11 protein-coding genes are annotated in these 13,599 nt (G+C 43.4%); 9 read left to right on the top strand and 2 right to left on the bottom strand.

Annotated elements, in window-relative coordinates; all coding sequences use genetic code 11:
• The first annotated feature begins 39 nt into the window (after nt 1-39).
• From BW976_RS10770 to eutC, 9 genes are all read left to right on the top strand, one after another.
• The gene (locus BW976_RS10770; protein WP_076373282.1) at nt 40-1,143 is read left to right on the top strand and encodes a hypothetical protein; all 1,104 of its coding nucleotides are present in this window, start codon (nt 40-42) and stop codon (nt 1,141-1,143) included.
• 90 nt (nt 1,144-1,233) lie between these two features.
• Nucleotides 1,234-1,698: a RidA family protein gene (locus BW976_RS10765; RefSeq protein WP_076373280.1), complete on the top strand. Its 465-nt coding sequence runs from the start codon at nt 1,234-1,236 to the stop codon at nt 1,696-1,698.
• An 86-nt stretch (nt 1,699-1,784) separates the two neighbouring features.
• Entirely contained in the window at nt 1,785-2,912 is a 1,128-nt protein-coding gene (locus BW976_RS10760; RefSeq protein ID WP_076373278.1) for a D-TA family PLP-dependent enzyme, read from the top strand.
• Nucleotide 2,913: 1 nt separating this feature from the next.
• Nucleotides 2,914-3,987 (top strand): dipeptidase, encoded by a 1,074-nt coding sequence (locus BW976_RS10755; protein ID WP_076373276.1) that lies wholly within the window; start codon nt 2,914-2,916, stop codon nt 3,985-3,987.
• Between the two features lie 235 nt (nt 3,988-4,222).
• Nucleotides 4,223-6,820, top strand: a complete 2,598-nt coding sequence (locus tag BW976_RS10750; protein WP_076373274.1) for an MGH1-like glycoside hydrolase domain-containing protein — start codon at nt 4,223-4,225, stop codon at nt 6,818-6,820.
• A 477-nt stretch (nt 6,821-7,297) separates the two neighbouring features.
• Nucleotides 7,298-8,230: a sugar phosphate isomerase/epimerase family protein gene (locus BW976_RS10745; RefSeq protein ID WP_076373272.1), complete on the top strand. Its 933-nt coding sequence runs from the start codon at nt 7,298-7,300 to the stop codon at nt 8,228-8,230.
• 158 nt (nt 8,231-8,388) lie between these two features.
• On the top strand, nt 8,389-9,729 hold the full coding sequence (eat, locus tag BW976_RS10740; RefSeq protein WP_076373270.1) for an ethanolamine permease: 1,341 nt from the start codon (nt 8,389-8,391) through the stop codon (nt 9,727-9,729).
• A gap of 68 nt (nt 9,730-9,797) precedes the next feature.
• Nucleotides 9,798-11,177, top strand: a complete 1,380-nt coding sequence (locus BW976_RS10735; RefSeq protein ID WP_076373268.1) for an ethanolamine ammonia-lyase subunit EutB — start codon at nt 9,798-9,800, stop codon at nt 11,175-11,177.
• A gap of 1 nt (nt 11,178) precedes the next feature.
• Nucleotides 11,179-11,937 (top strand): ethanolamine ammonia-lyase subunit EutC, encoded by a 759-nt coding sequence (gene eutC / locus BW976_RS10730; RefSeq protein ID WP_076373266.1) that lies wholly within the window; start codon nt 11,179-11,181, stop codon nt 11,935-11,937.
• A 224-nt stretch (nt 11,938-12,161) separates the two neighbouring features.
• Here eutC and BW976_RS10725 read toward each other — a convergent pair whose 3' ends face one another.
• The gene (locus tag BW976_RS10725; protein ID WP_076373264.1) at nt 12,162-12,683 is read right to left on the bottom strand and encodes a DUF4251 domain-containing protein; all 522 of its coding nucleotides are present in this window, start codon (nt 12,681-12,683) and stop codon (nt 12,162-12,164) included.
• A 154-nt stretch (nt 12,684-12,837) separates the two neighbouring features.
• Nucleotides 12,838-13,449, bottom strand: a complete 612-nt coding sequence (locus BW976_RS10720) for a YdeI/OmpD-associated family protein (protein WP_076373262.1) — start codon at nt 13,447-13,449, stop codon at nt 12,838-12,840.
• Nucleotides 13,450-13,599 lie beyond the last annotated feature (150 nt).

Genomic DNA, 13,599 nt, shown 5'->3' with positions numbered 1-13,599 from the left:
TTTAAACAGATTGCCATAAAATAATTTAGCCCAATAAATATGAAACTAACTTTACGCTTACTTTTTTCTATCACTTTTTACATCTTTTTCACCAATACCCAAGCAAACGCGCAGGGCTGTGTAGCTATTCGCAGTACCGGCGGTTTATGTACCATGGACGAACATCCCGATAGTACCAATACCAACAGCAGCTGGTTACTGAATAGTAATAACCGCTATTTTCGTTCATACAAACACTTTATTGGTACCCAGGAACAAAAACAACGTATCGCCCAGGGTACCAATGTAATTAATCACTCTTATACCCAGGATCTTACGCTTACCCGCATCTTTAACAATCGCTGGTCGTTTGCGGTTGATGTGCCTATATTGGATAACAGCCGGTCATCATTGTATGAGCACGGTGGCAAAGAGCGTTTAAGTACCCATTCGTTTGGTTTAGGGGATATCCGCTTAACAGCTTATGCCTGGTTGCTTAATCCGGCCAAAGCCGGTAAAGGAAATATTCAGGTAGGTTTAGGCCTTAAACTGCCTACCGGTAACTATAATTACCAGGATTATTTTTACCATACCGGAGCAAATGATACCCGTACGCTGGGCCCTGTTGATCAATCGATACAATTGGGCGATGGCGGAACAGGTATTACTACCGAGATCAACGCTTATTATAATTTCACCCATCAGTTTGGCTTGTATGGCGGCTTTTATTACCTCATCAGTCCGCGTGAGCAAAACGGCATATCCACATCTCGCGGCAGTGCACCAAGTCCCAAAGCAGTAGCTAATGGTAGTGACGTGATGAGCGTACCAGATCAAATCATGATAAGGGGAGGTGCCAGCTATGGTGTGGGTAAGTTCGACTTTTCGGCAGGTGTGCGTTACGAATGCTTGCCCGTAAAAGATCTGATCGGCGGCAGTAACGGTTTCAGAAGACCGGGTTATATCATCTCGGCCGAGCCGGGTGTTACGTATCGCCTTAAATCGCTGTCTATATATGCCTTTGTTCCGGTAGCCCTGAAACGCGACCGTACACAAAGCGTACCGGATAAACTTACTACACAGCAAACAGGTGTATATACCCAGGGCGATGCCGCTTTTGCTGACTATGCCGTTAACGTTGGCGTTACCTTTAAATTTAAGTAGAGTACCATATAGTTGATTAATCGAGGCCGGGAGTGAGATCCCCGGCTTTTTTATTGTTAATTATGGCGCAAACTTTATAATTTTACCGCTATGAACACTCCCGAAGAAAACTTCGCGGCGCTGGGTTTAAACCTGCCGCCTGCACCAAAGCCTCTTGGCGTTTATAAACCATGTTTAGTTGATGGCAAATATCTTTACCTGTCGGGTCACGGTACTGTACAGGATGATGGTACATTGATCATCGGTCGCATCGGCGATACCATTTCGCAGGAAGACGGTAAACTGGCTGCCCGCCAGGTTGGTTTAGCCATGCTGGCCACTATTAAAGCCAATATCGGCAGCCTGGATAAGGTAAAACGAGTGATTAAAGTATTGGGTATGGTGAATTGCACCTCCGATTTTGAGAAACATCCTTTTATCATTAACGGCGCCAGCGAACTTTTTGCCAAAATATGGGGCGAAGAGAACGGCATCGGTGTACGCAGCGCCGTAGGTATGGGCTCGTTACCTGATAATATCCCAGTTGAAATTGAAGCATTGTTTGAATTAGCTTAATAGTTTGAATAGCTTAATAGTTTGAATAGCAATAACGTCCGGGTATAGGACTAATTAATCAATAATCATGTTAATCCTATAATCTGATGAATCAAGGTTCAGACAACCACAACTGGTACACCATTGATAATATTGAAAAGCTGGATACCCCAGCTTTGGTGGTTTATCCGGATAGGGTAAAAGCCAACATCGAATTGCTTAAAACCATGATTGATGATGTGGCCCGATTGCGCCCGCATGTAAAAACGTACAAGAATAAAGAGGTTACCCTATTACTTCTGGAAGCCGGTATCCAAAAATTCAAATGCGCCACCATTGCCGAGGCAGAACTGCTGGCTATATGCAAAGCACCCGATGTGCTGCTGGCCTATCAGCCGGTTGGCCCAAAGCTTTACCGCTTTATAAAGCTGATGCACGCGTACCCGACAACCAAATTCTCTTGCCTGGTTGATAACGCCGCAGCCGCGAATGAAATATCAGAGGTTGCCGAAAAATACAAGCTGCGTGTTGATGTTTACCTTGATATTAATGTAGGCATGAACCGCACGGGTATAAAAGCCGGTTTTGAGGCACTGCAGCTGTACATGGATTGCACCGTATTGCCGGGGTTAAATCCTGTTGGCCTGCACGCTTATGACGGGCATATTCACGATACTGATCTGGCTGTCCGTACCGAACGCTGCAATACCAGTTTTGAACCGGTTTTAAGACTACAGGAGGATATTAAAAAGCGTGGTTATGCCGAGCCCCTGATTGTAGCCGGTGGGTCGCCCACGTTCCCTATTCATGCCAAAAGAGGGGTGGTGGAATGTAGTCCCGGTACTTTTGTTTACTGGGACAAAGGTTACCAATTGGGTATGGCCGAACAAGGCTTTTTACCAGCGGTCTTGGTAATATCAAGGGTAATATCCTTGCCCGGCACTACCAAGCTTTGTTTGGATGTGGGGCATAAATCCGTATCGGCAGAGAATGAACTGAGCAAACGTATCTATTTTTTAAATGCCCCGGAATTGGTGCCAGTTGGTCAAAGCGAAGAGCATTTAGTGGTGGAAGCAGGCGAAGATCATGGCTACCAGATTGGCGATGTGTTGTATGGTATACCTCACCATATATGCCCAACTGTAGCTTTATATGAACGTGCTTATACTATTGAAAATAATGTACTTAAAGGCGAATGGCTCAATGCTGCCCGCGACAGAAAAATAACGATTTGATATGTTTATAATTGATGCCCATTTGGACCTGAGCATGAATGCGCTCGAGTGGAACCGCGACCTTACCCGTCCGCTGGCTGAAGTTAACCAGCGCGAAGAAGGTCTCACCGATAAGCCCGACCGCGCCAAAGCTGTGGTTACTTTACCCGAGCTGCGCAAAGGAAATATCGGTTTGGTTGTAGGTACGCAAATAGGACGTTACGTAGCGCCAGGCAATCCATTGCCTGGCTGGCATTCACCCGAACAGGCCTGGGCGCAAACGCAAGGACAGGTAGCCTGGTACAAAGCCATGGAAGATGCCAGCGAAATGGTACAGATAAATGACCTGCCATCGTTGGAGAAACACCTGCAGCTTTGGAGCGAAGGACAATCCACAGAACATAAACCCATTGGCTACATCCTCAGTCTGGAAGGTGCCGATTCCATCGTTACCGTACAACACCTGGAACGTGCTTATAACTATGGTTTACGCGCTGTAGGACCCGCACATTACGGCCCTGGGCGTTACGCACAGGGTACCGATGCTACGGGCTACATGGGGCCAAAAGGGCAGGAGCTGCTCAAAGAAATGGAACGCCTCAATATCATCCTGGATGCCACCCATTTATGCGATAACAGCTTTTGGGAGGCCCTCGATCATTTTAACGGTCATGTTTGGGCCAGTCATAATAACTGCCGTGCATTGGTAAACCATAACCGTCAGTACAGCGACGAGATGATCAAAGCTCTGATTGATCGTGGCGCTGTGATAGGGGCCGCACTGGATGCCTGGATGATGGTACCCAACTGGGTGAGAGGACAATCGACCCCGAAAGGCATGAACTGCAACCTGGAAGTGATGGTTGATCATATCGATCACATCTGCCAAATAGCTGGCAACGCCCTGCACATCGGTATGGGTTCCGATCTTGATGGAGCCTTCGGTCGCGAGCAATGTCCTTACGATCTGGAAACTATTGCCGATCTGCAAAAAGTACCCGCTCTGCTCAAAAAACGCGGTTATACCGATCATGACATCGACAATATGATGCATGGCAACTGGCTGAGGTTTTTAAGAAAGGCTTGGGCTAAGTAAAATAATAGAGTTTGTCATCCTGAGCGTAGCGAAGGATCTGTTTGCCAATTTGCATATTGAATAATAGATGCTTCACTTCGTTCAGCATGACAAGAATGTCCTTTGTCTTTGCTCCTTTATCAATTCTAAATCCTTTTCTTCATCCCCATGTAAAACAAACCATCCAATAGTATTATCTTTCCTTAAATAAGCCTAATTTGCAAACACTTGCTTCAAAAAAGCATTATCATCTATCATGAATGCAGAACAATCAAGGTTAAAAGATACCAGTTGGAAAAAATGGGGCCCTTATGTAAGTGACCGTCAATGGGGCACTGTACGGGAGGATTATAGTGCAAATGGCGATGCCTGGAACTATATAACACATGATATGGCCCGCAGCAAAACCTATCGATGGGGCGAAGAGGGCATAGCTGGTATTTGCGACCGGCAGCAGAACCTTTGTTTTGCCATAACCCTGTGGAACAAGAAAGACCCCATCATCAAGGAACGCTATTTTGGCCTCAGTAACCCCGAAGGTAACCATGGTGAGGATGTAAAGGAGATTTACTATTACCTGGATAGCACACCAACACACTCGTACATGAAAGCCCTGTACAAATATCCGCAGCAGGTTTTTCCGTATGAATGGCTGGTAGCCGAAAACAAACGCCGCACCCGTAAAGATCCCGAATTTGAACTCATCGATACTGGGATATTCGACAACGATGCTTATTTTGATGTATTTACCGAATATGCCAAAAGCGCTCAGGACGATATACTCATTAAAATAACCATACACAACCGGGGCGATCAGGACGCTGCTCTGAATGTAATGCCCACCCTGTGGTTTCGCAATACCTGGAGCTGGGGCTATGATGATTATAAACCCTATTTAACGGCCAACAGCGAGGGCAGGATAGAGGTATCACATAAAGACCTCGATCAGCTCTGGCTCCACACCGAGGGCTCGCCTGAGCTGTTATTTTGCGATAACGAAACCAATTCCAACCGGCTTTATAATTATGATAACGGCATCAAATACCATAAGGATGGTATCAATGACCATATTGTGCATGGTGCCGATACCCTCAATCCCCGCAATACAGGTACCAAGGCAGCTGTTAATTATGATATTACCATAGCCGCTAAACAAAGCGTTACCCTACGATTACGTTTATCGCCAGATGCCAATTACAGCTTTGAAGATTTCGACCACATATTTGATACCCGTATTACCGAGGCTGATCAGTTTTATAAGGATATCTACAGCAGTAAACCCGATACTGATCGCAGTCTGATACAACGACAGGCCTTTGCCGGTATGATGTGGAACAAGCAATTTTACTATTGCGACATACGGCATTGGCTCCGCGGCGATCCGGCACAACCGGCTCCCCCAGAACAACGAAAAACGGCCCGTAACAGCAAATGGATGCACCTGAATACCCGGGATGTGATATCTATGCCCGATAAATGGGAATACCCCTGGTTTGCCGCCTGGGATCTGGCCTTTCACTGCCTGGCACTGGCACGCATTGATATGGTCTTTGCTAAAAATCAGTTGATATTACTTACCCGAGACTGGTATATGCACCCTAACGGGCAGCTACCGGCTTATGAATGGGATTTTGGCGATGGTAACCCACCGGTGCATGCTATGGTGGCCTGGAGCATTTATAAAACAGATAAGGAAGCTAATAACGGCAAAGGCGATACTTACTTCCTGGAGCGGATATTTCATAAGCTGATGCTCAATTTTACCTGGTGGGTAAACCGTAAAGATGCTTCGGGCAATAACGTATTTGAAGGGGGCTTTCTGGGCTTGGACAATATAGGTGTTTTTGACCGCAACATGCACCTGCCCGGTGGTCAGCATCTGGAACAGGCCGATGGTACCAGCTGGATGGCCATGTATTCTCTTAACTTATTGCGTATAGCTACCGAGCTGGCCGCAGGGGATGATGCTTATTCAGATATAGCCTCCAAGTTTTTTGAGCACTTTATTTATATCGTCGGGGCGATGTCAAACCTGGGCGAAAACAATGAAGGGCTTTGGGATAATGAAGACGGCTTCTTCTATGATCAGATTAGCTTTCCGGATGATGGATCCATCAAAATGAAGGTACGCAGCATAGTAGGACTTATCCCATTATTTGCAACCGAAGTACTTAATGAGAGTGATATTACCGACAGTCCTATATTTCGCGACCGCATGAAATGGTTTGCAGAGAACCGGCCCGACCTGGCCTCGCTGGTGTCACGCTGGAACGAGAAAAGCGCCAACGGCAAACACCTCATCAGTTTACTGCGTGGTTTCCGGATGAAATCTATCCTGAAATACATGCTTGATGAAAAAGAGTTTCTGAGCGATTATGGTATCCGCTCGCTTTCCAAATATCACCTGGATAATCCATTTCATGTAGCCGTAAATGGTGTTGATTTTGGAATTGGGTATATCCCCGCCGAAAGCGACAGTGGTTTATTTGGTGGCAACAGCAATTGGCGTGGCCCTATCTGGATACCCATCAACTATCTAATCATTGACAGCCTGCACCGTTTTTACGAATATTATGGCGATGATTTTAAAGTGGAATGCCCAACTGGTTCAGGTAATTATATGAGTCTTAAAGAAGTGGCTAACGAACTTTACCGCAGGGTATCCAAATTGTTTTTACGCGATGAGAACGGTAACCGTCCGGTATTTGGCCAGTATCATAAAATGCAAACCGATCCAAATTTTAAAGACTACATTCTCTTTTACGAATATTTTGATGGCGACAATGGCCGCGGAGCAGGAGCATCCCACCAAACCGGCTGGACGGGATTGATCGCTAATTGTCTGTATATGTAATCGTGGAGATTGATAGTCCGGCAAATTTTTCGTATATTTATATCAATAGCAGCCCGGTTCTCTTTTTAACAGAGAACCGGGCTGTTTAGTTAAGAGAAAAACAAGGCCCAAAACCGACCATTTAGTATGTGGTTATTTAATAATCAATGATTTAATACTTTTTAAACCTTTCAAAACCCATCAAAAATTTGTTAAAAAGTGTTAAAATGGCGTTAAAGTCTTGTTAAAATGGGTAATAACTAAGGCTTTTTATGCTGTTTTCGACTAAAAAAATGTTAAAATTTCAGGTTTAAAAAGTTTTTTGACCGGGCTAACGGATCAAAAATATCCCGTTTTTTGCCACAATCAATTTGCGATACCTGGTAGAAAAATGATCGTCCAATAATTATTGTGTTAAAAAGACACAATAAAGTTTAATTCGATATAAAATTTATTTAGTTTTACTGTACCACTTATTAAAAACTAAAAATTATCAGCATGAATTACAACAGGCGAAAGTTTATCCAAGGCGCTGGGGCACTGGCTCTTGGCACCATGGCGTTATCCAGCAAAGCAGGTTCACTATTCAATAATGTAAAAGGTGAACACGCTATTGGTTTACAGTTATTTACATTCTTTGGAGTTATTGACGAAGATGTAAAAGGAACGCTCACCAAGATAGCCGGTTTGGGCTATAAGGAGCTGGAATCGGCCTTTAGCAAAAAAGGTGGCTACTATGGCATGAGTCCAAAAGAGTTCAAAGCTATGGCTAAAGACCTGGGTATGGCCTGGACATCCCACCATGTGCTTGGAGCGCCGTTTAAGCTTCCTCCGGGAGCAAAAATGCCGGTAGGGGCTGATGGAAAGCCTTTGGTGATACCACCTATGAAAAACCTGCGCGACGACATGCAGCAACTGGTTGACGATGCTGCCGAAGGAGGAATCAAATACCTGGTTTGTGCCAATTCGCCTACAGGTACACCGGAGGAGATCAAATCGACCATCGAGGTGCTGAACAAAACAGGGGAGGCTGCTAAAAAAGTAGGTATACAATTTGCCTATCATAACCACGATATGGAATTCCATCCCGTTGACGGCAAAGTTCCTTATGATCTGCTACTTAGTGAAACCGACGTCAAAAACGTAAAAATGGAACTCGACCTGGCCTGGGCCATAAAGGGCGGTAAAAATCCGGTTGAAATGTTTAAACAGCATCCCGGCCGTTTCCCGCTATGGCATGTTAAGGATCTGGATGCCACCCGTCAAATCATATTGCCCGTAGGTAGCGGCACTATTGATTTTAAGCCCATTTTCGCCGCGGCATCGTCCGCCGGAATGAAACACTTCTTTGTAGAGCATGATATGCCCAAAGATCCGCTGGCAAGTATTACCAGCAGTATTGGCTATCTGAAAAATACCTTGAAGGTGTAATCGTTCATTAAGTCATTTGCTTCGCGTCATTAGGTCATTTAATAGATACAATGACCTAATGACTTCTATGACACGTTTGTCTTAACAATTCCATAATATGTCATCGTTTTGATTTAACAGCGGCTTTAAGTATCTTAAAGCCGCATTAAAACAAAAACATGGCAGCACCCCAGGCAGAACAGTTAAAGCGCGTATTAAAACCTGTTCATTTGTGGGCAATAGCCGTTGGCCTGGTTATATCCGGTGAGTATTTTGGCTGGAACTTGGGTTGGGCAGTATCCGGGACTATTGGTTTTTTGATAGCCACGCTGGTGGTTACTATAATGTATATCACCTTCATTTTTAGCTATACAGAGCTTACCACCTCTATTCCGCATGCAGGTGGGGCGTTTGCTTATGCTTATAGGGCTATGGGACCTATCGGGGGACTCGTAGCTGGTTATGCTACATTGATTGATTTTTTACTGGCATCGCCTGCTATAGCCATTTCATTGGGGAGTTATCTGCATTTTTTGTATCCGGCTATACCCATTATGCAGTCGGCTATGCTATTCAACGTAGCCTTTATTATATTGAATATATCAGGTGTAAAGGAATCGGCTACGTTCTCGGTCGTTATTACCATTCTTGCTGTGGCTGAGTTACTGCTATATATGGGAGTTGTATCGCCCCATTTTAAAATGGATAATTACTTGAGCAACCCAATGCCCTTTGGTTGGGCTGGTGTATTTGCTGCTTTGCCTTTCGCGGTTTGGTTTTACCTGGCTATCGAAGGAGTGGCCATGGTGGCTGAAGAGGTTAAGGAGCCTAAAAAAAATATCCCAAGAGGGTATATATCAGCATTGGCTACCTTAGTCGCATTAGCCTTGGGAGTCATGGTATTAACCGGTGGAATAACCGACTGGCGCAAACTCAGCAATCTGGATTACCCGCTACCGGAGGCAATAGGAATTGTTTTAGGCAAAGCGAGCGGCCTCACTAAAGTATTCGCCAGTATTGGCTTGTTTGGACTTATTGCTTCATTGCACGGCACTATACTGGCCTCATCAAGGCAGGTATTTGCCATGGCACGTAGCGGTTATCTTCCGCGGGGGCTGGCAGGTATCAATCATAAGTTTAAAACACCGCACTGGGCGCTTGTTGCTGGAGGTATGGTTAGCTTTATAGCCATTTATAGTGGCACTACAGCGCAAATCATCGTACTATCGGTACTTGGGGCCATTGTGATGTATTTGATGAGCATGCTGAGCTTATTTATTCTGCGAAAAAAGGAGCCAAAATTAGAAAGACCTTTTGCATCGCCCTTTTACCCGATATTCCCGGCTACAGCCCTCATTATATCAACAGTGTGCCTATTCGCCATCATCTGGTTTAATTTGCAGGTAAGCGGTATATTCTTTGCTGGTTTGGCTGTTGTAATTGCGATTTTTGTATGGATGGGAAAGCATAAAATAGCATTGACTGATGAAATGATGGCCGCACCAGAATATAATCATTAAGGCATTCGGTCATTCAGTCATTAAATTAAATGGCGAAACCAATGACCTAATGATAATTTAAAAAATAAATGTCCTACAAGCACACCATACGCAATAAAGTTTATAAGTTTCCAGATCTGAAAACTTTACTGGGCAAGGCTTCACCGTACCGATCTGGCGATGAACTGGCCGGTGTAGTTGCCGAAAGCTATGAGGAGCGCGTGGCTGCCCAGATAACCCTGGCTGATGTACCATTAAAAACCTTCCTAAACGAGGCCATAATACCTTATGAGCAGGATGAAATAACCAGACTGATTATTGACAGTCATGATATTACGAGCTTTAGCCTTATAAGTCATTTAACCGTTGGCGAGCTGCGCGACTGGCTGCTGAGTGATGAAACTGATACAGCTACTTTAACCCGGATTGCTGCTGGTATTACACCCGAAATGGCTGCGGCGGTATCTAAACTAATGGGTAATCAGGATTTGATAGCTATAGGTAAAAAATGCGAGGTGATCACCCGTTTTCGCAATACCATTGGTTTAAAAGGGCATTTTAGTACTCGTTTACAGCCCAATCATCCAACCGATGATCCCAAAGGCGTAGCAGCCAGTATTATTGATGGTTTATTGCACTGTAGCGGCGACGCTTGTATTGGAATTAACCCTGCTACAGACAGTCCATCTGCCGTAAATAACCTACTCAAACTGATGGATAATATTCGTTATCAGTTTGACATACCTACACAAACCTGTGTGTTAAGCCATATTACCACTACTTTAGAGCTCATTAACCAAGGTGCCCCCATTGATCTTTGTTTTCAATCTATAGCAGGAACAGAGCAAGCTAATAGTAGTTTTGGTGTTAACCTGAGTTTAATTGATGAGGCCTACCAAGCTACTTTGTCCTTAAATCGGGGAACTATAGGTCATAATGTGATGTATTTTGAAACAGGGCAGGGTAGTGCGTTATCAGCCAATGCCAATTTTGGGGTGGATCAGCAAACCTGCGAGGTGCGGGCATACGCTGTTGCCCGAAAATTTAAACCTCTACTGGTAAATACCGTAGTTGGCTTTATCGGACCTGAATATTTATATGATGGCAAGCAAATTATTCGGGCAGCTTTAGAGGATCATTTTTGCGGAAAGCTGCTTGGTTTACCAATGGGTGTTGATGTTTGCTATACCAATCATACCCAGGCAGACCAGGATGATATGGACAACCTACTTACTTTATTAGGGGTAGCGGGCTGCAATTTTATAATGGGTATCCCCGGAGCCGATGATATTATGCTTAATTATCAGTCAACCTCGTTTCATGATGCTTTGTACCTGCGCAAAGTATTGAACTTAAAGCCCGCTTCCGAGTTTGAAAAATGGCTCATTAAACAAGGAATAGTTGATAGCAGTGGAAATATGTTGCCAGTGAGTCAATCACATGGTTTATTGGATGCCATGATCAAATAGCATGAAAAGGAATATCCCCCAGGAAATATTGCCCTTAAAAGCGCTGCAGGAGTTTACACCCGCCCGGATAGGTTTGGGACGGGTAGGCACCAGCATCCCTTTAAAACAATCACTGGAGTTTAAACTGGCCCATGCACATGCTCGAGACGCGGTATATTCTGAATTGGATATCAATAGTTTAACTGATTTACTTAAATTATTCGGTTTGCCAGTTTTGCATCTGCAAAGCAGGGTTGGTTATCGCGAACAATACCTGCAAAGACCAGATATGGGCCGCAGATTAAACAAGGAGTCTATTGATCTTCTTCAGCAGGGATATTATGTCGAAACAGATATAGCGGTTATTATAGTCGATGGTTTATCGGCAACTGCCGTCAATAAAAACTCTCTGGAATTATTACAGGTACTTATCCCGCAATTAACTGCAGCAGGTTTTAAATTAACCCCCATCAGCCTGGTTGAACAGGGGCGTGTAGCTATCGGTGACGACATTGGGCACGGACTAAAGGCGAAACTTTCCCTGATATTGATAGGAGAGCGGCCAGGGCTAAGCTCGGCGGATAGCCTGGGCGTTTATCTTACTTATGGCCCTAAACCTGGTCTTACCGATGAGGCTCGTAATTGCGTATCCAACATCAGACCAGGCGGTTTATCGTACGCTGAAGCAACTAAGAAAATATTCTATCTTATCAGCGAGGCCTTTAAACGGAAATCATCCGGCGTCATGCTTAAGGATAACGCCGGATTACTGGAAAGTTGAGAAAACCAAAAGAAGACCCTAGGAGACAAAAAGTGGGTTTACATGGTTTACACTTTTTATGGTTTACATTTAATTATATAATTGATAATCTAATAGTTAAATTTATTTCTTGGTCATTTAGTGGATTTATGTGTAAACCCACTTTATACCTTAGAGTCGTCTGCGAAAAATTCAAAATTTATTACATTGTCTCTTCAGAGAAGACCCGGAGAAGACGGAAAAGTTTATTTCCCGCGCTTTTCGATAGTTCCATTAAAAGAGATCGGATCGCGGTTACTGCTGGTTACTTGCAATGACGCATAGCCATCTGCAGAAATATCAAGCCTTAAGGTTTGTACATCCCGCCAGTCGCTGATATTTTTGTCCTTACCGGTTGGCTTTATGGTAATGCTCCAACCACCCTTTTTACCAGCTTTTGAAGTATAAGTAAAGTGGGTATTGGTAAACTTAATACCGCCTTCGGTAGGGTTATAAGGAGCAGTATAGGCCCTGCCAAAATAAGGTAAAAACGCGGCAACGGTATCCTTAGATACGGTCAGATCATACTCAGAAGTTAACGACCGGCCTACGCCTCGCATTGGCATCACATAATTGGCATTAAATACATAGTTTTGAGCCTCTACCATGTTTTTTACAGCCAGGGCACGGGCTGCTTTTTTGTCATTACCAGCGCTTTGTGCATTAGCTATATTAATGCTGATAAAAATCAGGAAAAACAATGCTGATATATTCTTTAATAATTTCATAATTAAGTATTTATTGGTTAGACGATAAAGTGATACTTAGGTTTAATTACTACTAAAGTTAAGCATTATTTAAACAACAAAATCACTCGTTTTTTGCGAGTGATTGTATACAAATTCAATGAATTAAGCCGAATTAATTTTTCATCAAATTGACTTACTTTTCATATTGCCAAAACCTGCCTTTTCCTTCGGCTATCCATTCCAGTGATTGCTCCATTCTTTTTTGTCTTGTGGCTTCTGTTTTTGCATCTGTTATCCAAACTAAATAGTCTTTTCGAAAAGATGAGGATTTACTTTCAAAAACTTCTTTCGCTAAGGAGTTGGTCGCGAGCTTTTCAGTAAAATAATCAGGCACTTCTATTACTTTTGGTTTTTCAGATAAAGGCTTTGCTTTTTTTATACCATTTTCATTTAAAATCATAGCTTCTTTGATATAAGCTATCAATGTTTCCTTTGCCGGCAGATCTGATAACGATTTTAGTTTATCCATATATCCCATCTTTTGTCCCGCCTTTACGCTCTCTACTATTTTGCTATCGATCATATTTTCTGCTTTGTAAAGGCTAAATGAGCAATGGTGTTTATAGCTTGCAAGGATACACATCATGTCGCCTTTGTAATCAAAATGCGGAATGCTCCATTTAATGATTTCTTCAACTTCAGGGCATGTTTCATGAATTATTTGGCGTAAATACTCCATAATTGGCTTTGCAAAATCTGCAGATTTTTCGATATACTCATCAAATTGGGGATTGAACTTTGACATTTTAAGCGTGTTTCTTTTTTGCTGATTTATAACTGTTTACACCAAATCTAAAATAATTAAAAATAAAAAGCCATCCGTTTTATACGAATGGCTTATGTTTTAGTTGATTGAGTGAATGGTTAAATTAAGTTTTAAAAGAACATAACCTAA

This window comes from Mucilaginibacter lappiensis (genome assembly GCF_900155965.1).
Taxonomy (GTDB): domain Bacteria; phylum Bacteroidota; class Bacteroidia; order Sphingobacteriales; family Sphingobacteriaceae; genus Mucilaginibacter; species Mucilaginibacter lappiensis.
Note: the sequence above shows the minus strand (reverse complement) of the source record. Positions and strands in the feature narration are given on the sequence as shown.